This is a genomic window from Photobacterium leiognathi, assembly GCF_030685535.1.
Classification (GTDB): Bacteria; Pseudomonadota; Gammaproteobacteria; order Enterobacterales; family Vibrionaceae; genus Photobacterium; species Photobacterium leiognathi.
Window position 1 is genome coordinate 2,032,934 of the sequence record NZ_CP131601.1, and the last position, 21,082, is coordinate 2,054,015.

The 21,082-nt window shown below is 40.6% G+C and carries 21 protein-coding genes; 8 read left to right on the plus strand and 13 right to left on the minus strand.

Annotation, left to right across the window (positions count from 1 at the left end; genetic code table 11):
- Positions 1–17 precede the first annotated feature (17 nt).
- Both Q7674_RS16410 and Q7674_RS16415 read right to left on the minus strand, forming a co-directional pair.
- Complete coding sequence (locus tag Q7674_RS16410; RefSeq protein WP_045065829.1) at positions 18–611, minus strand: putative adenosine monophosphate-protein transferase Fic; 594 nt, start codon at positions 609–611, stop codon at positions 18–20.
- Between the two features lie 2 nt (positions 612–613).
- Complete coding sequence (locus Q7674_RS16415) at positions 614–838, minus strand: YhfG family protein (protein ID WP_045065831.1); 225 nt, start codon at positions 836–838, stop codon at positions 614–616.
- A gap of 190 nt (positions 839–1,028) precedes the next feature.
- Between Q7674_RS16415 and Q7674_RS16420 the strand changes: the two genes are divergently transcribed.
- Both Q7674_RS16420 and Q7674_RS16425 read left to right on the plus strand, forming a co-directional pair.
- Positions 1,029–3,365, plus strand: coding sequence for a YgiQ family radical SAM protein (locus Q7674_RS16420; RefSeq protein ID WP_107229658.1), 2,337 nt, complete (start codon positions 1,029–1,031; stop codon positions 3,363–3,365).
- A 232-nt stretch (positions 3,366–3,597) separates the two neighbouring features.
- The gene (locus Q7674_RS16425; protein ID WP_023931791.1) at positions 3,598–4,545 is read left to right on the plus strand and encodes a phospholipase A; all 948 of its coding nucleotides are present in this window, start codon (positions 3,598–3,600) and stop codon (positions 4,543–4,545) included.
- Positions 4,546–4,615: 70 nt separating this feature from the next.
- On the opposite strand, the gene Q7674_RS16430 is transcribed toward Q7674_RS16425, so the two are convergent.
- Complete coding sequence (locus Q7674_RS16430; protein WP_008987392.1) at positions 4,616–4,771, minus strand: hypothetical protein; 156 nt, start codon at positions 4,769–4,771, stop codon at positions 4,616–4,618.
- Positions 4,772–4,969: 198 nt separating this feature from the next.
- Entirely contained in the window at positions 4,970–5,713 is a 744-nt protein-coding gene (locus Q7674_RS16435; protein ID WP_023931790.1) for a YggN family protein, read from the minus strand.
- A 226-nt stretch (positions 5,714–5,939) separates the two neighbouring features.
- Between Q7674_RS16435 and Q7674_RS16440 the strand changes: the two genes are divergently transcribed.
- Positions 5,940–6,419, plus strand: a complete 480-nt coding sequence (locus tag Q7674_RS16440) for a LabA-like NYN domain-containing protein (protein ID WP_008987394.1) — start codon at positions 5,940–5,942, stop codon at positions 6,417–6,419.
- 60 nt (positions 6,420–6,479) lie between these two features.
- Here the strand turns inward: Q7674_RS16440 and Q7674_RS16445 are convergent, their stop codons facing one another.
- Entirely contained in the window at positions 6,480–7,166 is a 687-nt protein-coding gene (locus Q7674_RS16445; RefSeq protein WP_008987395.1) for a cation efflux transmembrane domain-containing protein, read from the minus strand.
- A gap of 159 nt (positions 7,167–7,325) precedes the next feature.
- Here Q7674_RS16445 and Q7674_RS16450 point away from each other — a divergent pair, with 159 nt between their 5' ends.
- The 3 genes from Q7674_RS16450 (at position 7,326) to aqpZ (ending at position 10,074) form a co-directional block, all read left to right on the plus strand.
- Positions 7,326–8,210 carry a LysR family transcriptional regulator gene (locus Q7674_RS16450; protein WP_008987396.1) on the plus strand — a complete coding sequence of 295 codons (885 nt, stop codon included), beginning with the start codon at positions 7,326–7,328 and terminating at the stop codon, positions 8,208–8,210.
- Positions 8,211–8,323: 113 nt separating this feature from the next.
- Positions 8,324–9,148 (plus strand): UDP-2,3-diacylglucosamine diphosphatase, encoded by an 825-nt coding sequence (locus tag Q7674_RS16455; RefSeq protein WP_305422851.1) that lies wholly within the window; start codon positions 8,324–8,326, stop codon positions 9,146–9,148.
- Positions 9,149–9,384: 236 nt separating this feature from the next.
- The gene (gene aqpZ, locus Q7674_RS16460) at positions 9,385–10,074 is read left to right on the plus strand and encodes an aquaporin Z (RefSeq protein WP_305424148.1); all 690 of its coding nucleotides are present in this window, start codon (positions 9,385–9,387) and stop codon (positions 10,072–10,074) included.
- Positions 10,075–10,147: 73 nt separating this feature from the next.
- Here the strand turns inward: aqpZ and ydiJ are convergent, their stop codons facing one another.
- From ydiJ to Q7674_RS16480, 4 genes are all read right to left on the minus strand, one after another.
- Positions 10,148–13,210, minus strand: coding sequence for a D-2-hydroxyglutarate dehydrogenase YdiJ (gene ydiJ / locus Q7674_RS16465; protein WP_305422853.1), 3,063 nt, complete (start codon positions 13,208–13,210; stop codon positions 10,148–10,150).
- A gap of 197 nt (positions 13,211–13,407) precedes the next feature.
- Positions 13,408–14,943 carry a bifunctional NUDIX hydrolase/phosphatase PAP2 family protein gene (locus Q7674_RS16470; protein WP_045065834.1) on the minus strand — a complete coding sequence of 512 codons (1,536 nt, stop codon included), beginning with the start codon at positions 14,941–14,943 and terminating at the stop codon, positions 13,408–13,410.
- A 109-nt stretch (positions 14,944–15,052) separates the two neighbouring features.
- Positions 15,053–16,501 carry an NAD-dependent succinate-semialdehyde dehydrogenase gene (locus tag Q7674_RS16475; RefSeq protein WP_023931785.1) on the minus strand — a complete coding sequence of 483 codons (1,449 nt, stop codon included), beginning with the start codon at positions 16,499–16,501 and terminating at the stop codon, positions 15,053–15,055.
- Between the two features lie 286 nt (positions 16,502–16,787).
- Positions 16,788–16,949 carry a hypothetical protein gene (locus Q7674_RS16480; RefSeq protein WP_023931784.1) on the minus strand — a complete coding sequence of 54 codons (162 nt, stop codon included), beginning with the start codon at positions 16,947–16,949 and terminating at the stop codon, positions 16,788–16,790.
- A gap of 267 nt (positions 16,950–17,216) precedes the next feature.
- On the opposite strand from Q7674_RS16480, the gene Q7674_RS16485 reads away from it, so the two are divergent.
- Positions 17,217–18,047 carry a pirin family protein gene (locus Q7674_RS16485; protein ID WP_045065835.1) on the plus strand — a complete coding sequence of 277 codons (831 nt, stop codon included), beginning with the start codon at positions 17,217–17,219 and terminating at the stop codon, positions 18,045–18,047.
- A 58-nt stretch (positions 18,048–18,105) separates the two neighbouring features.
- On the opposite strand, the gene Q7674_RS16490 is transcribed toward Q7674_RS16485, so the two are convergent.
- Positions 18,106–18,579, minus strand: coding sequence for a DUF2947 domain-containing protein (locus tag Q7674_RS16490; RefSeq protein WP_045065836.1), 474 nt, complete (start codon positions 18,577–18,579; stop codon positions 18,106–18,108).
- Positions 18,580–18,739: 160 nt separating this feature from the next.
- Positions 18,740–18,961, minus strand: a complete 222-nt coding sequence (locus Q7674_RS16495) for a hypothetical protein (RefSeq protein ID WP_008987404.1) — start codon at positions 18,959–18,961, stop codon at positions 18,740–18,742.
- Between the two features lie 410 nt (positions 18,962–19,371).
- Here Q7674_RS16495 and Q7674_RS16500 point away from each other — a divergent pair, with 410 nt between their 5' ends.
- Positions 19,372–20,163 (plus strand): DUF3108 domain-containing protein, encoded by a 792-nt coding sequence (locus tag Q7674_RS16500; protein WP_045065839.1) that lies wholly within the window; start codon positions 19,372–19,374, stop codon positions 20,161–20,163.
- Between the two features lie 41 nt (positions 20,164–20,204).
- Here the strand turns inward: Q7674_RS16500 and Q7674_RS16505 are convergent, their stop codons facing one another.
- Complete coding sequence (locus Q7674_RS16505; RefSeq protein WP_045065842.1) at positions 20,205–20,456, minus strand: hypothetical protein; 252 nt, start codon at positions 20,454–20,456, stop codon at positions 20,205–20,207.
- Positions 20,457–20,470: 14 nt separating this feature from the next.
- Positions 20,471–21,058: a gamma-glutamylcyclotransferase family protein gene (locus Q7674_RS16510; RefSeq protein WP_045065843.1), complete on the minus strand. Its 588-nt coding sequence runs from the start codon at positions 21,056–21,058 to the stop codon at positions 20,471–20,473.
- Positions 21,059–21,082 lie beyond the last annotated feature (24 nt).

Below are 21,082 nucleotides of genomic sequence, written 5' to 3' on the forward strand. Positions count from 1 at the left end.
AGTACAACATGGTTACGCTATTTAGGCAATGAGACACAACGTAAGAACAAGGTTTGCATTGGTGCATAATTACAGTAATAACCTTGAATATTCGCTTCTAGCCATTGTTCCGCAGTCACACCGCTGAAGTTAATGTTATAGCCACAATTAATCACGATATGCTCAAACAAAATACGTTGGGTACGTCCGTTCCCCTCTCTAAAAGGATGTAATACGTTAATGTCGCAATAATATTGCGCTAATCGCTCCACCAGCGTTTCAAAAGGTAGACCAACTAAATAATGCTCTGATTCTAACTGCGCAAATAAACGCTCCGCTTCAAGCTGTAGCCGATTTACATGACAAAAACGTGTCTCATCTTTTGATATGTCAATGGTGCGACATTTACCCGCCCATTCAAACAAATCATCAAATAGCCATTTATGTAATTGGCAAAAATACGCAAAATCATAAGGCGGTGCTGAGAATTCAATCCCCATAGCGGCAAGGGTATTAAATTGTGTTTCCGCTTCATCTAATAACACTTCATCGTGAATATTTAATTTGTTAATCAAGACGCCAGTATCATTATATGTATATGGGTCTTGCTCGGTACCGTACTTATTTGCCACATCTACACCTTTTCAGTGTCTGCCTGCTTATAATGACGAATGAGTTGCTGGCGTAATTCATCACGTTTACGCGCATTTTCTACTAACGAAGGGACTTCAATTTCGTAGCCTTCTAGCCGCATACTTTGCGCAAAGTTTTCCATTTTCACTTGCTCACAATACGCATGCTTGTCTGCGAAGCTCGTTAATGATGACTGTCCCTGTTGTCCTTGCTTCTCATCTTTCATCCATCCCCTCGCTTAATCGTGTATATCTATTGTTATGAGCTGCTCGATAAAACATTTTTAGCATAGTTGGCTATTATAAAAATGATGCTTCAGTATTGATTTATCCTTAAAAATTCTCAGGTTTTATAAGGGCTAGTCAGTGATACAGCTAACCGTTATAATTCCCGCCTCAAAATATAGAGGTCAAAACATGCACACTAAAGTAACACCGATTAATAGCTACCCGAAATATTGGGCTGAGTGCTATGGCACTGCACCATTTTTACCAACATCGCGTAAGGAAATGGACGCGTTAGGCTGGGATAGCTGTGACATTATTATTGTTACTGGTGATGCCTATGTTGACCACCCTAGTTTTGGTATGGCGGTCATTGGTCGTCTACTTGAAGCTCAAGGCTTTCGTGTTGGTATTATTGCTCAGCCTAAATGGGACAATAAAGATGAATTCATGAAACTGGGTAAACCAAACCTATTCTTTGGTATTACCGCTGGTAACATGGACTCTATGATCAACCGCTACACAGCCGATCGTAAACTTCGTCACGATGATGCTTACACACCGAACAATGAAGGTGGTAAACGTCCTGATCGTGCAGTACTGGTTTACTCACAACGTTGTCGTGAAGCTTATAAAGAAACGCCGATTGTACTTGGTGGTATTGAAGCGAGCCTGCGCCGTTTAGCGCACTATGATTACTGGTCGGACAAAGTGCGTCGTTCAGTATTAATGGATGCGAAAGCTGACATTCTTCTCTTTGGTAACGCAGAGCGTGCACTGGTAGAAGTTGCTCACCGTCTTAGTAATGGCGAAGACATCAAATCGATGACCCGCATTGCAGGTACTGCTGTGATGCTAAAAGACGTACCTGAAGATTACAAAGAAATTGATTCTTCACGTATCGAAAAACCAGGCCGTGCGATGGTGATGCCAAACCCATACGCAACGGAAGAGAACTGCGATAACAACAAGCAAGAACAAAAAGAGCAGGCACAAGTAGTGCGTGTTCAGCCTTCTCGTCACGATGCAGCATCAACAGTTGTTCGTCTACCATCGTACGAAAAATTGGCTAATGACCGTATTCTTTATGCTCATGCAAGCCGTGTTATGCACTTAGAAACTAACCCGTATTCTGGTCGTGCACTTGTACAAAAACATGCTGATCGTGAGCTTTGGGTTAACCGTGCGCCTATTCCTCTAACTACAGAAGAAATGGACTTTGTTTTTGGTTTACCATTCGCACGTATTCCTCACCCAAGCTATGGTAAAGCGAAGATCCCTGCTTACGACATGATCAAAACATCGGTTAACATCATGCGTGGCTGTTTTGGTGGTTGTTCATTCTGTTCAATTACCGAGCACGAAGGTCGTATTATTCAAAACCGCTCAAAAGAGTCGATTTTGAATGAAATTGAAGAGATCCGTGAAAAAGTACCGGGTTTTACTGGCACCATTTCTGACTTGGGTGGCCCAACAGCGAACATGTACCGTTTAGGTTGTTCAGATGAACGCGCTGAAGCGAACTGTCGTCGCCCTTCATGTATCTTCCCTAAGATCTGTGAAAAGCTAAATACCGATCATAAACACACGATCGATCTTTACCGTGAAGCACGTAATTTAAAAGGCGTGAAGAAGATCATGATCGCATCTGGTGTTCGTTATGACTTGGCGGTTGAATCACCAGAATACGTTCGTGAGCTTGTAACTCACCACGTGGGTGGTTACTTGAAGATTGCCCCAGAGCATACCGAGAAAGGCACGCTTGATCTGATGATGAAGCCGGGTATGGGCACCTTTGATCGCTTCAAAGAAATGTTTGATAAATACAGTAAAGAAGCAGGTAAAAAACAGTACCTGATCCCTTACTTTATTTCAGCGCACCCAGGCTCAACAGATGAAGACATGCTTAACCTTGCATTATGGTTAAAGCAAAACGATTACCAGTGTGATCAGGTTCAGAACTTCTATCCATCGCCAATGTGTAATGCCACTGCGATGTATCACTCTGAAACAAACCCACTGAAAAAAGTGAAATACAAAGGTCGTGATGATCTGTTCGTGGCGAAAGGTGAACGTCAGCGTCGCTTACATAAAGCCCTACTGCGTTACCATGATCCAGCCAACTGGGCACTGATTCGTGACGCATTGATTTCAATGGGTAAGAAACACCTAATCGGTAATCGTCCAAGCTGTTTAGTACCGCCAGCAGGTACAGAAGCAGAAATGACACCTGCGGAGCGTCGCGGCTCTGGTCGTCATGGCGCAAAACGCTTTGCGACTAAGCACCCTAACCAGCCAGATATTCGCAAAGATGGCAAACGTAGCCCATCGACTCGCAATGGCAAGCCTACAGGCAATGGTAAACCATCGGCTAACGGTGGTAACGGCAACCGCAGTAATAACAATGGTGCTAAGCGTCCAACAACAGGTAATAATGCCGGTGCTCGTAATGGAAAACCAACCAATAACCGTAATGGAAAGGCTGGTGGTCGTCCAAATAAGCCAACACGTAGCCGCGCGGGCGCATAATTTCTAACAAGAATAATTAATGTCATATAAAAAACGCTGCTTCTAATGCAGCGTTTTTATTTAACCAAATATTGACAATTGATATGTATAATAGGAACGTATTGATAGTAATCGCATAAAATAACTTATATTTTATTTACGTAAGCATTCATAACGACTTATTCAGGGAAGTTTATTCACTGTGAAATCTCTTACTCATTTTTTCTTATTCACGCTATTCACTGCGCCCACAATGGCTTTAGCCTCACCCGATGACGACTATGACGCGTGTCTATTAAACGCAGTAAAAAATCAAAACGGTGAATTAACTCTTAATCAAATTCGTAGCCGTTGCCAAAAAATCGTCACTAATACGGATAATACGCCTAAAACACCGATGGTCACGCAACGTCTACAAAATGAGCGTGAAACAACATTTAACCCATTTGTGATCACGCCACATCGTATGAACTACTTCCTGCCAGTAACGCTTACCGACAGCATTAACCGTGCTGCGTATGCAGGCTCTGAGTGGGATAACCATTTGAAGAATGCAGAAGCAGAATTTCAAATCAGTTTTAAAACACCACTGAATTATGATGATCTTTTAATTGATGGTGACGGGCTATTTCTTGCCTTTACGCTTAACTCATACTGGCAAGTTTATGCTGGCGATATTTCTCGCCCATTTAGAGAGACCAACTACCGCCCAGAAATGTTCTATTTTGCGCCAACGCCTTGGACACCTTTTGGTGGCAATACATGGGCAACCATAGGTATTGAGCACCAGTCAAATGGAAGAACTCAAGGCCTGTCGCGTAGTTGGAACCGTATCTATAGTGATTTTATCTTCGAGAAAGAAAACTTTGTGTTTACCCTACGTCCTTGGTGGCGAATTCCAGAAGATAAAAAGAAAGAGCCTAACTCTCCGTCAGGTGATGACAACCCAGATATTGAAAAGTACATGGGACATTTCCAAATCGGTGCGGTTTATAAATGGGATAATTATGAGTTTAGCTTTATCGGTCGTGAAAACTTTGCCACCCATAAAGGCTATGGTGAATTAGGCTTAACTTTCCCATTGTGGGGCAAACTGCGTGGATATACTAAGTACTCTACGGGTTATGGTGAAAACCTGATTGATTACAACCACAAGCAGCAACGTATTGGTGTCGGTATCGCCCTAACAGATCTACTTTAATCACAACTAAAGTAAGATACTAAAAGACAACAAAAAGGCATGAAGGAATCGCTCCTTTCATGCCTTTTTATTAACGAAACAATTCAAACGCCATAAAAATAATCGCTGCGCTTCCCAATACTAAAAAAAGGCCAAGCACCACTTTTCGTTGATTGGTTGGCGACATAAAACGCATCACCCAGTATGCAAAAAGTAAAAGACCAATAATCACTGCAATCTTTAACATAAGCGCCTCCTATCAGCCTTAATTACTTTTAATCCCCCAGTGTACTATCACACGCAGGCGTTAATTCTTCCTTTAAATACACCAGCTTATTACTGCTACTATCCTTATTAGCTTAACACACAGTTCAAATTTAGAACAAAAAGTAAGCACAAACAAAAATAGCGCATAACTGCGCTATTTCATCACTAGCCAATACTATTAAATTTCAAACATAGGCACATCTTTTAGTTGAGGGATCGCTTGTTGAAGCTGCTTCTCTTGCTCTGCTAATCCTTCAATCGAGCCACAAAGCGCATTTGCTTTCACTTTCATTTCATCACTTCGCTGCGCCATTTGTTCACTTAAACGATTTTTTAAATCAGCAAACTTACTCTGTAGTTGGGTAAAGTCTAAATTACCGTTTTTCATTTCCTCAGAAAGTGCAGCAAACAAACCTGCGACGGATTCAACGCTCACTTGCTTCATCGCTGATTCAAACTCCGTTTTCCAATCACCATCAACAGAAGAAAAGACCTCAGCAGGCATAACAAACTCACCTTTCGAGTTATAAAACTTCTCGTGTGCTTGTTCACCTAATTGATTAATCAAACTTTGCACTTGATTAAAGGCATCTTTAGACGCAAAGCTATTTGCAACCGTCCCTAATACGTCTGTCGCCATTCCTACCCCCTCTTGGGCTAACTGTGCCATTTGTGGCAAATAGGTTTGAACATCTTTACTGTAAGCATCTATTGCTTGTTGCTGCATTGCAGTGAGATCCACTTTTGAGCCATTGATATACAGATCATTATTTTTATCGATCACTAACTTAGGCTGGCCTTGTTCGTATACAGAAATACCGCCATTTTCAATATGGATAGGATTAGGCACTTCAACTGGACAACTCTGAGCAAAAACAGAGCTTGAACTTAATAACAAACCACCAATCAATAACTTATTCATATATATTGCTTCTCTCAAATCGCCTACAGGCAACATTTCGTCTTTCTATTAAGACCACATTTTTCTGTTTTTATTCCATCTGGTATCGCAATAACATGCTATTAGCTCAAAACACTTGGCTTGTTGTTTAAAAACAAAGCAATAACGGTACATTGTTCAATAACAGTTGAATTATCTGACCCAATTCTTCACCATAGCTCTTATATTCAACCGATTTGGAATTCTCGTGGAAAAAGTTGCTATCTTTGTCGATGTACAAAACATCTACTACACAGTAAGAGAAAAATATCACGCTAACTTCGACTACAACGCTTTCTGGTCTGAAGTATCACAAGACCGCGAAATCATCGCAGCTTATGCTTATGCCATCCACAAAGGTGATGAAAAGCAAAGACAGTTTCAAAATATTCTGCGAGCAATTGGATTTGATGTAAAACTGAAGCCCTTTATCCAACGCAGTGATGGCTCTGCTAAAGGGGATTGGGATGTGGGGATCACGTTAGATGTGATTGAACATGCGCCAGAAGTGGATCGTATTATTCTACTTTCAGGTGATGGCGACTTTGATTTACTAGTTGAGAAGGTACAAACTAAATATAACGCCATCGTTGAAGTCTACGGCGTCCCAGGATTAACGGCTGCTTCTCTTATCAATAGCGCAACACATTACCGTGAAATTGAAGATACCCTTTTATTAGGTCGCTAAGTTTACTGAATTAAAAATAAGGCCAGTTCTATAGATAGAACTGGCCTTATTTTATTTATTTCATTTCATCGCATGCGCCAACTGGTGACCATGATGATGACGAATATCTAATAACTCGTGAACTGAATGCCATACCATTTTTACTGGTACAATGATGAAGTACACAGAAGCTAACACTACCATCACTGGATCGGCATAGGTTGCATAGTCAGCGTATTTCGTCATCATTAATAATTTTGCGATAAAGAAACCTGCTAATACAGCCACACTGATCACGGTATCCATCACCCACTGCTTAGCTTCCGCTTGTGCTAATGCCGAATCAATGTTCTGACTTTTCAATTTAATGTAACGGTATGTAGCATAACAACCCACTACACTTACCATACCAAAGGCTAGTGCTACGCCTGCGTTAATATCACGACCACCAGCTAAAATTGCTTCTACTGCTGAGTAAAAAGACCATAAACACATCACCGCAATTACACTACCTTTGATAGCAATTACAGATGGTTCAATCATTGCAAATTGAGGGGTGTTTTTATCCACTTCAGGCTTATTAATATAGTGCGCTGCACCAAGTGATAGCATTGTTAATGCTAAGCTGACCAGTGAATAGGCACCATCAAACACAATTACCAACGAGCCAACAATTGACCCTAAAACAATCCCTATTACCGCAAATGAAAATGATGATACTGTTGACAACAACAGCAAACCACGCTCTTGTTGTATCTTGCTAGACATATAAACCTCAATCGACAAATTATTCGTCGTTTTTAACTTGAAAAATGATTCTGAATACAGAATAACGTGAGTTATAGTTATAGCATAATCACTGAGCGACAATTTTTTCGTCGCTATATTGAGCATCAACGTTCTTATTCTTAACTGGTGATACCCTGTATGAGAACCAACCAAATTGAAATGTTTTTGTATGCAATAAAAACAGGTTCTATCGCAGAAGCCGCGAGAAAACTCGGAAAAAGCCGTACAACAGTTAGTGCCGCATTGAGTGCATTAGAAGATGAATTGGGAATAGCCTTATTAAATCGCACGGGAAACCAAATTATTCCCACCGACGTTGGTGATGCCATTGCTAACGATTTCGAGCGTATGCTGTTAATTGCCCGTGATATAGAAACACGCTGTGCACAGCATCTTGCTGGTGTTGAATCTACTATCCGTATTGCCCGTGATGATTCGTTACCTGAATCGGTATGGCGCAAACTATTGCGGGAAATTCGTCATCAATTTCCACAAACCAGCGTCTCTATCTATAGTGCGCCACCGCAAGAACTAGAAGAGATGGTGACGCAAAATCTTGTTGATGTCGCATATGGCTTAATACCTGACACTCATCAACTCTCACGTTTACATCAAATCGATTTAGGCCAAATTCGTGTTATGTCAGTGGCGCACAAAGATCACCCTTTGAGCCAACTGCGTAAAGTAACCAGTGCCGATCTTGAACGCTTTACCGAGATTGCCGTGGCTTATATTGATGAAGAAAACTTAAAAATCGTCACGCCAAAAGCAGGTAAATACATTGCTTTGTCATTTTACGAGCACTTGCGTGATGCGGTATTAGATCAAACCGGTTGGTCATACTTACCTGCAATTTTAATTAAACAACACCTGCGTGAAGGTACATTAAAAGTCATCAAATATAACCGCGCCATGAACTGGCAAGCTTATGGTGAAGTGGTAGAAAGTGAGTCTCGTCGAACACCTGTGATCAAATGGCTCTCCGATCAAATTGAGACTTACCTGTTTGACGAAAGTGATTAACTCTTGAGAGCTGAAGTAAAAAATCGCGACACCGGAAGTTCATCAAATAGCCACCTAAGGGTCATATAACAGCGATAGCGTAAAAATTCATCCTAAACAGAGTACTGTTGATCATGAATATCAATACCTATCGCACCCTATGGTTATCCGATATACACCTTGGCTGTCGCGATTGTAAAATAGATTATCTGCTCGATTTCTTTGAGCATAACCAAGCAGAGACCATTATTTTAGTTGGCGATATTATTGATCTCTGGTCGCAAAAGCATCGTGCCTACTGGCCTCAAAGCCATCATGCTTTCCTCAATTTACTCATAGATAAAGCACATCATGGCTGTAAAGTCATTTATATCCCCGGTAATCACGATGAGAAAATTCGTGATTTCTTACACTACGATTTTGGTCATATTCAACTCGAACGCCAGTACATTCATACCACAGCAATAGGCAAAAAAATCTTAGCACTACATGGTGATGAGTTTGATGATTACGTTACCGTTAACCGTTTTCATAGCTATTTAGGCGACAAAGGTTATGACTTTTTACTGTTCCTTAATCGTTGGTTACACGTCACTCGTCGCAAAATGAACAAGCCCTATTGGTCACTGGCAAGCTATTTAAAACAGCGCGTCGATAAAGCTCATCAGGCCATTGCTCGTTTTCGCCAAGCTGCTATTGGACATGCTGAAAGCCAACAGGTCGATGGCATTATTTGTGACCATATCCACCAACCTGACTTACGTCTATGTAAGGAAATTATGTATGCCAACTGCGGTGATTGGGTGGAAAATTGTACATTATTGACAGAAACCCATGATGGCATGATCCAACTTCGCCACTGGACAGACACCCATTGCCATATAATTGCTGATACAAATGACCTCTTTAAAAATGAAAAAACAACTTTACGACCACCTTCACATGATCACGCAGCATAAGAATACATTTACGTAGTGATTTACGTAACATATTGATTAATTAGAATAAAAAATAACAACTTGAAAATCTTTACTACAATTAGATGGTGTCAATGTAGTTCTAATGACGATGAATTTAGTTGAATTAAGATAAATTAAGATAATTTAACTTTATAAAATATGGACGCATCTAGATTGAACAGTGTTTTTAATCCATTATGTGCACCGTTTTTAGTTAAGTAAGGAAATGAAATATGATGAAAAAATTGGTTGCCGAGTTCATCGGTACATTCTGGTTAGTGCTAGGTGGTTGTGGTAGTGCTGTTCTGGCTGCTGCTTACCCAGATCTTGGTATTGGTTTCCTAGGTGTTGCACTAGCATTCGGTTTGACTGTTGTAACTATGGCATACGCGATTGGTCATATTTCAGGCTGTCACCTAAACCCTGCTGTTACTGTAGGTCTATGGGCGGGTAACCGTTTCCCAACAGGTGAAGTCGTTCCATACGTTATTTCTCAAGTGCTTGGTGGTATCGCTGGTGCTGCTGTACTTTACGTTATTGCAAGTGGTAATGCAGGTTTCGATCTCGCTGGCGGTTTCGCATCTAACGGCTACGGTAAGCACTCTCCAGGTCACTACTCACTACTGTCTTCTTTCGTCACTGAAGTAGTAATGACATTCATGTTCCTGTTTGTGATCCTAGGTGCAACACACAAACTAGCATCGCCACAAATGGCTGGTCTAGCAATTGGTCTTGCACTAACGCTAATCCACTTGATCAGCATCCCTGTAACAAACACATCAGTGAACCCTGCTCGTAGTACTGGTCCTGCTCTGTTTGTTGGTGACTGGGCAACATCTCAACTATGGATGTTCTGGGTTGCACCTCTTATCGGTGCAGTTCTAGCTGGTTGGGTATACCGCTGGTTAGCACCAAATAACGACTAATATCGTTACTGCATCAAACACAAAAAAAGCGAGCATCAGCTCGCTTTTTTAGTATCTACGCTTGATCAAATCATTAAGCTTCTTGTACCGCTTTTAATAGCACTTGTACTGGATGCTTAAACTTAATGTGTTCAAAACGTTTAACTTGGCTTCGACACGAATATCCCGTCGCCATACAACGTGAATTATCAAGTTGCTCGATATTCGGTTTCCAGCTTAAGTTATACACCCCTTTTGAAGTTTCTAACTTATCCTTCTCATGACCGAACGTTCCCGCCATCCCACAACAACCCACTGCGATAGATTGCATTGTGATACCAAAGTGATTGAAGATTTCTCCCCACTGCTTTTCCGCATTTGGCAACTTGGTTTTTTCTGTACAGTGCGCAAAAAGATACCAAGGCTTATCATCTATTGAGCTGTATTGCTTTAGCTCTGGTAACAAAGGTAATAACCACTCATGCGCAGTTAATACTTCGAACTTACCACGGGTTTCTTTCAATACTTCTGCGTACTCATCGCGATAACACAGCACCAATGCAGGATCGATACCGACCATCGGAATATTGAGCACAGCTAATTGATTTAAGAAATCAGCAGTATTACGTGCAGTTTTAGCAAATTGACGTAAGAACCCTTTCACATGCTGCGCTTTACCATTGGGCTTAAACGGCACCAAAATCGGCTTTTTACCAAGCTTTTCAATTAAACTAATGAAGTCTTTCACCACTTCTGCATCATAGAAGCTAGTAAATGGATCTTGAACAATCAAAACGTAATTCTTACGCTCTTGCTCTGACAAAGCCTGAAGCCATTGCAGATCAAAACGCAATGCATGATGTCCATCTAACTGCTCGTTCAACGTTGGTAACGACAATAGTGGCATATCGACATAACCGATGGCTTTTTCTGTCAGCTTTTTCGACCACTGCGGTCGTGTAATCGCATTCATCACACCCGGCGCTTTTGCCATTAATGGCAAGTAACTTTCAACGTAAGCCACCAGATAATCTTTGGCTGGACGTTGATATCGGCTGTAGTAAATGTTCATAAAACGAGAACGGAAACTAGGTACATCGACTTTGATTGGACACTGACTCGCACACGCTTTACAGGCTAAACAGCCATTCATTGCATCCATGACTTCATGAGAGAAATCGTACTGCTTACGACGCTCACCATAACTGTTTTTTAGACGATCAATGATTTGTTTAATCGTCGGTGTGGTGGTTAGTAGCTTTTGCTCTAACTCATCAGCATTAACGCCTTGTTCCGCTAATTGACGCAACCATTCACGAACAAGCCCTGCTCGCCCTTTTGGTGAATGACGACGATCAGCGGTGATCTTCATTGATGGACACATAGGTGAGCTTGTATCGTAGTTAAAACACAAACCATTACCGTTACATTCCATCGCTTGTTTAAAGCTATCACGGGTGTTAACTGGGATTTGGCGATCGTAGAAACCACGCTTACGATCATCAACTTTCACTAATTGATCATCGCTACCGAGTGGCGTACAAATTTTACCCGGATTTAAACGGTTATCTGGATCAAATGCCGCTTTAATACGACGAAGTTCAGTAAATAACTCATCACCAAAAAATGCAGGACCATATTCAGAGCGGAAACCTTTGCCGTGTTCGCCCCACATTAAACCGCCATACTTTGCCACCAATGCAACAACTTGATCAGAGATTTCCTTCATCAAGCGTTCTTGCTCAGGATCGCACATATCAAGAGCTGGACGCACATGAAGCACCCCTGCATCGACATGACCAAACATGCCGTAATTAAGCTGTTTTTCATCCAGTAACTGACGGAACTCAGCGATAAAATCTGCCAAGTTTTCAGGTGGAACACAGGTATCTTCCGCAAATGCAATCGGCTTTTTACTGCCTTTAGCTGCACCTAATAAACCCACCGCTTTTTTACGCATAGTGTAGATCTTTTGAATGCTGGCTAATTCATCACACACTTGATAACCAATGATCCCTGCTTGGTTAGCAGCAATCATTTCATCGAGTTTTTCACACAACGCGCTAACTTGCTGCTGGTTTTCAGCCACATCATTACTGGCATATTCCACCATGTTAATACCAAGCATTTCTTTACCCGGTACATCGGTCAGCAAATCACTTACGGTGTTCCAAACAATATCTTGCTTGGCTAGGTTTAATACTTTTGAATCAATCGTTTCAACAGATAACGCCTGCGCTTCAACCATCATAAGCGCATTACGTAGCGCAGAATCAAAGCTGTCGTATTTAATGTTCACTAATGTGCGAGATTTCGGGATGGGTGTAATGTTCAGTTTGGCTTCTGCGATAAATGCCAGTGAGCCTTCCGCACCACACAATAATCGACCAATATCAAACTGGGTTAGCGCCTCATCGTACACATTTTTTAAATCATAACCTATAAGAAAACGGTTTAATGGTGGGAACTTATCAACAATTTGCTGGCGTTTATCACGACAAATCTGTGCAGTGGTTTTAACCACTTTCGATGCGAGATCATCACCATCAATCGCATTAATTTGAGTATCGTCTAATGCTTCTGTTGTTAATACAGAGCCATCAACTAAAACCGCAGTAAGCGATATTACGTGATCTGACGTCTTTCCATATTTGAGAGAACCTTGACCTGACGCATCGGTGTTAATCATGCCGCCAACAGTGGCACGGTTACTGGTCGAAAGATCGGGTGAGAAAAAATAACCATGTGGGCGCAACGCATCATTAAGCTGATCTTTCACAACACCTGTTTGAACACGTACCCAACCCTCTTCAGGATTGACTTCCAATACCTTGTTCATATGGCGAGAGATATCAACCACCACACCCGGTGTTAATGATTGACCATTAGTACCAGTACCACCACCACGAGGCGAGAAGGTGATTTTCTGATATTTATCTTGCTGACCAACTTGCCCAAGCAGTTTCAGATCATCAATATCTTTTGGTAAAACCACAGCTTGAGGAATGACTTGATAAACACTGTTATCAGTTGCTACAGCAAGACGGCTGGCATAGCTTTTTTCAATGTCGCCACGAAAGCCAGCTGCTGATAGTTCGTCAAGATAAGACAGCACCAATTTCTCGATACTGTTTTGATGGGTTAATGCAGGTAACATTGTGCTCCTTTTCCAGTGTGCGCTATCGCTTATAGCGGAGTCGTTTCCTACGACTACTGGCCTTCTCTAATTGAATATTTACAGAGCCGTGAACACCACGAATATGCTCACGGCAAATCAAATTTTAGATATAGTTATCCCTTCACTTTACCTTACAACGCCATGGAACAAAACAAGCAATCTAACTTAGGCAGTAATCACTCAATAAGTTTTGTGCCAAGTGTTCGATAGATGTAGTGCGTTAAGGCAAAACAAGCGCTAACAAGTGCAATAACCATCATGACTTTGATCAATAGAAGAACTGTCGTGCTAATCACAATATGAGTAAGCCCAAATCCAGTAGCACTAATTACAACGACAGTTATGATTAAACTACATGCTAAAAAGAAACGAGTTACCCAAGTAATTTTGTAGTCTTGTCGCTTATTTAGAACAAAAACAACACCGCTAATTGCCAATGTACATGCCAGTAAATAGACTTGTTGAGGCACTTGGAAATAACACACGGCAACGAAAATCACGGCACTAAATAAAGCCCAACATCGCCAGTACCAAATATTATTCAGCATCAAACCGTTGCGCTGCCATTGAATCAACACTAAAGCGAGTAACGTTCCAACCGTCACACCCAATAAAGTATCAGAAATAAAATGTACCCCTAACCATACCCTTGCGACTGCTTGCAGCACGATAGCCAGAATAAACAACGGCAGTACCTTCATACGAAATATTTTGATATTCGTAATCGCATTTGTTTTAAAACGGTTAATGAATAAAGGTAAGTTGTACCAAAGCATTAACCACAACACCGTCGCCATAAATGTATGACCGCTTGGTAATCCAAAACCACTCGCAGATGCATGTTGTAACTCAGGCCAAATATAAAAAGGTCGAGGAGAGGCTAACCACAACTTCATTACTGATGCGGTAAAAGTCACAGACAATAAAATACTAGCTAAAGCAAGCAAGCCTGTTGTCCCAAATCCAATCGCAGCAATGAGCAGCAACACACCAATAAATGGTTTCTCACCCGGAAAATTAAATACCTGCATTACAGTGTTAAAAATACGATGAACGAGATCTGAGCTATGCTTAATTGTTTGCTGAAACGCTTGGATCTGATGTAATTCCCACTGATGTAATGAGCTAATTGATTGATAATCAGCCCCGTTATCAGTCACAGCACTTTCTGGTACTTGTTTAAGCCAAAGGCTAAGCAATGGCACATCATTCGGGTAGCGATAATCGGCTTTAGTAATATTATCGACCGACAACAAATACACTCGCTTCACTTCTTTGGCAAAATGCTTGGCTTGCCATGCGCTGATCAGTAAATCATCTTGTTCTGTATTATCTAACGGTGTGAGATACGGCGTTACTTTTGAGGTAGGAATAGGTTGTTTAGCCACACAAGCAAATACCGTGGTATTACCACGAAGTTTGAGCAGTTTTACAGCTTCAACTTTAATCCCTGTTTCTTCATAAACTTCACGCACCGCCGCTTGCTCTGGCGTATCGTCAGGGCCAATTTGTCCGCCGGGTAACGCTAGTTTTCCTGATATTTCTTCTTTGATCACAAGCACCTTATCACCATGGCGGATCACGCATGCTGAACCTACCAGCGGAATAGCTTGTGCTGGCAACGCAGAGAAAAAGAAAAGAATAAATGACAATATGCCTAGAAATGATTTAAATACAGTTAGATTAAATTGAGGCATATCGATTCTCGTCATGAAAAAATGCCATCATAACAGGAATGAAGAAAGGAAAAATAGCTAAGAAATATCTTGTAACTTAGCTACTTAATCATTTAACGCTTACACAGTATTCGTAGGAAAAGGCTTATAAGCCACCCATCAAGGTATATTTCATTTCGGTGTATTCTTCTAATCCTTGATGAGCACCTTCTCGACCAATACCTGATTCTTTTACCCCACCAAATGGCGCAACTTCAGTTGAGATCAAACCTTCGTTTACCCCAACCATACCGTATTCCAATGCTTCACTGACTCTAAAAGCGCGTGATAAAGATTGGGTGTAAACATAAGCCGCTAAACCTGAATCTGTATTGTTGGCGCGATCAATCACATCTTGATCATCAGTGAACTTAAACACGGCTGCTAACGGGCCAAAGGTTTCTTCACTCGCAACCAACATATTATCAGTCACATTACCAAGTACCGTTGGTTTTACAAAACATGTTGCCGACGGTTCACGCGTCCCGACAACAAGGTTAGCCCCTTTCATCATTGCGTCATTGATATGCTTTTCGACTTTTTCAACCGCAGCACGATTGATCAAAGGACCAATGGTGACGCCATTGTCTAAACCATTACCGACAGTCAGTGCAGATACTTTTTCTGCCAGCTTTTCCATAAATGCGTCATAAATATTGTTATGTACATAAATACGGTTAGTACATACACAGGTTTGCCCCGCATTTCGAAATTTAGCAATCATCACGCCATCAATCGCACGATCTAAATCAGCATCATCAAAGACGATAAAAGGCGCGTTACCACCAAGCTCTAATGAGACTTTTTTGACCGTTGCTGCTGATTGCGCCATCAACAATTTGCCAACAGCAGTAGAGCCTGTAAATGAAATTTTACGAACACGCTTATTATTGGTTAGCTCTGCACCAATTTTTACTGCATCACCAGTGATCACGTTAAATAAGCCAGCAGGAATGCCAGCACGATGAGCAAGCTCAGCTAACGCAAACGCGGTATAAGGAGTATCCGGTGCTGGCTTTAATACCACCGAGCAACCTGCGGCAAAGGCTGGGCCACATTTACGGGTGATCATTGCAGCAGGGAAATTCCAAGGGGTAATTGCTGCAACCACACCAACAGGTTGGCGAGACACTAAAATACGCGCATCTTCTTTATGGCTAGGAATAATCTCGCCATTCATGCGCTTCGCTTCTTCCGCGTACCATTCAACGAAGCTCGCGGCATAGGTGATTTCACCTTTTGCTTCAGCTAAAGGTTTACCTTGCTCTACAGTAAGAATATGAGCTAATTCATCACAGTGTGAAAGAATTAACTCATACCACTGACGCAAGATCGTAGCGCGATGTTTTGCCGTGGTTTTTGACCACAAACGGTATGCCTTATCCGCAGCATCAATGGCAATATTGGTTTCTTCAACGCCCATATGCGGAACATGACCAATCACTTCATTAGTCGCAGGATTGGTAATATCCATGGTTTTGCCAGAAAAAGCATCACTCCACTGACCATTAATGAATGCCTGTTGTTTAAACAAACTACCAAAAGAAAGGGACATTTATGTTTCCTATAATCTCATCAATATAATGAGTAATAACTCATGCCCAATTATTGTATTACAAAGAAAACATAGGTGCAGTAATAGTCATAAAACATGTGTTATTTCTTATTCTGCAATAACGATAATATTACTTTATTGCCTTATTTTTATTCAGAGAAAAACACTAAGATAGGAATGTTGAAGAAGAGAAAATGACAACGAATACGTTCTAAATTATTGATGTAGTATTATTTTTAGATATTAAAGATGAAGCGGAATAACCCGCTTCACTAAAAATCTGATATTAACAGCGACCTTTCTTCGCAAGACCTGGAGGACAGTGACCACCGTGGCTGCCTTCAATAACAACACCTGGAACCTTAATAGTTGCTGGCTTGATTGATGGACCAGAAACTGTACATCCACCTAATGCGATAAGACCAAGAACTAAAACAAACTTTTTCATAACCACTCTCTATATCTAAAAGGGTTTTCATTCAAAATGTTCGATGAATTCTAAATGTCCCCCTAATTCTTTATGTTAACTAAAAGTAAGAATTGATATTTATTTAACCATTACAATTTATTTAACCTTCACTTTGTCGTTACTTTATTAACAACAAATCCTGCAAATAAGCCTATTAGCAACTAGGCTTTAAAAGAGTTCAATATTTCTTTTGAAGGTAATAGATGAACGTGTTTTCTAGTCTTACGAAAACAGGTAACAGCAGCAATGAGTAGAAAGATTGCAGCCATCCGGCATGGCGTAAAACATGGTGATATCGTCACCTATATCGATAACCATCACCTTCCCGATACCAATCCTTTTATCCTTTGGGATCATTATCTCTCCACCAACCGCGCACACAGTGAATTAGATTTTCATGGTCATTCAGGCATTGATGCTATTAGTTACCCTGTCGTGGGATCCATTAATAACTTCGACAGTATTACAGGAAAAAGTCAGATAAAAAGTGGCGATCTTCAACTCACCACATGTGGACATGGAATGGCACATAAATCGCAGATGAAACATCACCATGGTACAGCGGAAGCATTCCAAATGTGGACAGCCTCTCCGCCCAATCAACAAGGTGAGATGATCACACCTTCTAGCACACAGATAAATAGTGAACACCTGCCGTTAATTGAAGATATTCATGCGACTACGAAAGTGCTGATTGGTAGCTATGAAGGCACTGACAGCCCAGTACAACACAGCTGCAATATTATTTATCTCGATATTATCGTCTCTTCCTATGGCTGTTGGACATTCTCGCCACCAGAGACTCACCTTGCTGGGTTTATTTATGTGCGTTCAGGACAAGCATATGTAACGAATAACCAATTAAACCCAAACCAAATGGGGATATTTGAACACTCAACACAACCAATAAAAGTACTAACCACCAATTACAGTGCGCGATTTTTTATTGCTTTAGGACAACCACTTAGCCAACCTTTTATTACTCAAGGTGGGTCAGTACATACGTCCGATGAAAATCTCACTCAAGCGCTAAATAATATTAAGCTGTGTATTAACACGCTGAAACAAGAACAATAGTCCAGATACAACAACGCCCCGTAATTTCACAGCGATGTTTGCATTACAGGGCGTTATATTAAGGTCGTGACGCTAATTGATAAGTACCGTTTGATTGGAACCACAATGCTTGTTTTTGTTTACGACCAAGTAAAATTGGGCCGTCATCAAAAAACAAAAAGTTCTTCCAATTGCGCTTAAATACGCCCCATTTCGTCTCTATGATATTGTACTTTTCATAGCAGAAGTAAACGGTCGTATTATCTTCCCACTTAATTACTGTAAGAATCGCTTCAGGCAATGCAAGTTCATCGTCATCCCAAGCGTCTTGCCAATCTTCAGGTGTTGACCAAATTTTAGCATCAAACGCCCAGTCACCTTGTTCAAAGTGATCTGCATCAGGGCTTTGTTTACTAATGTGCTCTTGCCACAATTGCGCTGAACGCGCCTGTGTTAATGGCTTAATTTGTTCAAGATCTGCCGCTGGAACAGGCATTGAAGCGTGGGTGAAAATCCATTTACGCGTGTAATTATCGAGTTCAGTGTAATTCATCAATTAGCCTAAAAATGTAAAGACACCGCAATGTACAACAGACACACTTTTTGTTCCAGTTACCAAAGAATAAAAACCTTACTTCAACGTATTTCTCACGATCAAAAAAGGTACGATCTTAACCGTACCTCATCCATCACATCCAGCGAGTGTTGCTATCCTATTTTGGTTCGTCCCATAAATTGCTCACCCAACCACCAGCATGATCGTCATAATGACTATTATCAAAGGTCGTTTTCGGTTTTACAGGCGTATCTTTTTTATGGTTTTCTAATAGCTGTGAAATATGCATCGCCATAGGATCATCAGTCGATTTCATACGTTGTCTAGTCGCAACTTCTTTTATGATCTGTAATCGATATGACGAGTTCATTTTTTTCATCACTCACTCCTCTTTCTTTAGACATAAACGTATAAAAAATAGACACCTGACAACAAAACGTCAAATTACTGCCTTTATAATGTCATAATCACAATGTAAACACTTCGAGACAATTTCTGTTAAATAACAATGTGTTATATTTTAGTTAAAATCATATATATTCATCGTGACTTCAGCTTCTATTTAACCTTCTGATTTATAATAAATTTAGTAATTATTAATTTTTTATTTCATTTGATTATTATTATTAAAGATAAGGTATAAGAATAAATATAAGACGCTAAATACTCGGCACTTATAATTGATACAGCTGTTAGTATTTAATCAGCGCAAAATGATCATCTTGTTATCAAATCTGTTAAACTGTAGAACGCTATTATTCTTTATATTTGAATGTTGTAGGAGTGCTTGTGCGTTTATTGTCTTTTTTTGCTGCGTCAATTTTACCCTTGTTAAGTGTCTCTGCTATAGCAGCACCAGCAAGTAGCACTGACGCAACACAACTAACGAAAAGTCATACCGCTTACACATTTCCAAATAAATTCCACCAGTGTAAAAAGACGCTGAATTACAACGTCTATTTTAAAGGCTCAAAGATCGGTCATTATCAACGCCGTATTATCTGGAATGGTAAACAAGCTGATGTTTACACTACCGCAGAAGCAGATGTACTGATCACTAAATCGAAGATGAATATGCATTCTAAGTTGCGTTGGTCAGATGAAAATCAACGTTTCCAAACCGATTCTTTTCAGCGCACGATTCGTGGCTTGATGGCTGGTAATGTCAGCGCAACATTTAGTAAAGATGGCCGCAGTAGTACGGTTATTGAAGACGGTAAGACACAAAAATACGCTGAAGATCTTATGCCAATTATTGATGGTGATACCATTGGCAGCCAAATGCGTCTTGACCTGATTGAAGGTAAAAAGAACTTTGATTTCATAATGCAAAACAGTGATGAAACGAGTCATTATTACTTCACTGTTGCGGGCACTGAAAAGATCGAGACTAACTTCGGTACACTCAATGCGATTCGTGTAAATCAAACCCGTAAAAGTGATCGTCAACTATCGTTATGGTTTGCACCATCATTAGATTATCAATTAGTTAAAGCAACTTATCACCGTAAGATCATCGATTTAAAAGCGGTACTAATGAGTCAAAAGATGGATTGCCCACCAAAGCAACTGTTCAAATAATAAAAAAGCCGAGTGATTTAACCCACTCGGCTTTTTTATCACTATTTCATTATGGCTTTGCCACCAATGATTTTAAACGCTGGCGTTCCTCGAATAAGGGTATCACGGGCAAATATACCGCCACATTCAGGACAGGTTGCTGGTTCTATAGTGAAGTCTTTTACAATTCGTTCTTTAAAGCACTTCACCAGTGCGCCTTTACCACCTTTACGGTATTTAAATAAAACCGTTTTACATTTTGAGCAACAAATATCGACAGTTTTCGTTGGCCCTTTTTTATTCGGCTTCGCCACCGCTTTACACCTTGTTATTTATAATTTGTCACAGCAAGAGAGTTTGCCATTACCTCTTCAATAAGCAAATCAATTAACTCTCTCGCATTATCATCAACCCCTGCCAAATTACCATACTTGGGCTTATGGCGATCATTACAATATGGATGGTGCCAGCCTGACGTCGTCGCAACAAACATTTCAGCGAATTGATAAGAAACAGATAAACAGCCAGCAATCACAGTATCAACATAGGTTTGAGTGATTGGATACTGCTCACATGGGGATAATGCTCTTGTATTGATATACACCCAAACAGGCTCAGTGATTGTTAAATCGGTATTCTCTAATAATTCAATTTGCTCTGCAGAAATTTGGATACGTTGATAACCATGTTCACGTTGGTCAAAATCACGTAAACCTTGCTCATCTACTTCAATCAATACCCCATTGCATACCCCTTTTCCAGGCTTAACCACCAAAGGCGCTATAGGATAACTACCATCAACATTTCCCCATGCTCGCTGCAAACCATTCACTAACACAGGATAAGATTTACCTGTATTACCAGTACGATTACGAGAATACTTGTTGATCAGGCTTCCATAGCCAAATATATACATCCAATCACCTTTATTTCTTCTACT

Bases quoted from the DNA above. Each gene is read 5' to 3' on its own strand.
- Q7674_RS16420 (WP_107229658.1), top strand. From the start codon at position 1,029: ATGCACACTAAAGTAACACCGATTAATAGCTACCCGAAATATTGGGCT.
- Q7674_RS16480 (WP_023931784.1), bottom strand. From the start codon at position 16,949: ATGAAAAAGTTTGTTTTAGTTCTTGGTCTTATCGCATTAGGTGGATGT.
- Q7674_RS16495 (WP_008987404.1), bottom strand. From the start codon at position 18,961: ATGAAAAAAATGAACTCGTCATATCGATTACAGATCATAAAAGAAGTT.
- Q7674_RS16425 (WP_023931791.1), top strand. From the start codon at position 3,598: ATGGCTTTAGCCTCACCCGATGACGACTATGACGCGTGTCTATTAAAC.
- Q7674_RS16510 (WP_045065843.1), bottom strand. From the start codon at position 21,058: ATGTATATATTTGGCTATGGAAGCCTGATCAACAAGTATTCTCGTAAT.
- ydiJ (WP_305422853.1), bottom strand. From the start codon at position 13,210: ATGTTACCTGCATTAACCCATCAAAACAGTATCGAGAAATTGGTGCTG.
- Q7674_RS16455 (WP_305422851.1), top strand. From the start codon at position 8,324: ATGAATATCAATACCTATCGCACCCTATGGTTATCCGATATACACCTT.
- Q7674_RS16415 (WP_045065831.1), bottom strand. From the start codon at position 838: ATGAAAGATGAGAAGCAAGGACAACAGGGACAGTCATCATTAACGAGC.
- Q7674_RS16430 (WP_008987392.1), bottom strand. From the start codon at position 4,771: ATGTTAAAGATTGCAGTGATTATTGGTCTTTTACTTTTTGCATACTGG.
- Q7674_RS16475 (WP_023931785.1), bottom strand. From the start codon at position 16,501: ATGTCCCTTTCTTTTGGTAGTTTGTTTAAACAACAGGCATTCATTAAT.
- Q7674_RS16445 (WP_008987395.1), bottom strand. From the start codon at position 7,166: ATGTCTAGCAAGATACAACAAGAGCGTGGTTTGCTGTTGTTGTCAACA.
- Q7674_RS16450 (WP_008987396.1), top strand. From the start codon at position 7,326: ATGAGAACCAACCAAATTGAAATGTTTTTGTATGCAATAAAAACAGGT.
- Q7674_RS16490 (WP_045065836.1), bottom strand. From the start codon at position 18,579: ATGAATTACACTGAACTCGATAATTACACGCGTAAATGGATTTTCACC.
- Q7674_RS16435 (WP_023931790.1), bottom strand. From the start codon at position 5,713: ATGAATAAGTTATTGATTGGTGGTTTGTTATTAAGTTCAAGCTCTGTT.
- Q7674_RS16485 (WP_045065835.1), top strand. From the start codon at position 17,217: ATGAGTAGAAAGATTGCAGCCATCCGGCATGGCGTAAAACATGGTGAT.
- aqpZ (WP_305424148.1), top strand. From the start codon at position 9,385: ATGAAAAAATTGGTTGCCGAGTTCATCGGTACATTCTGGTTAGTGCTA.
- Q7674_RS16470 (WP_045065834.1), bottom strand. From the start codon at position 14,943: ATGACGAGAATCGATATGCCTCAATTTAATCTAACTGTATTTAAATCA.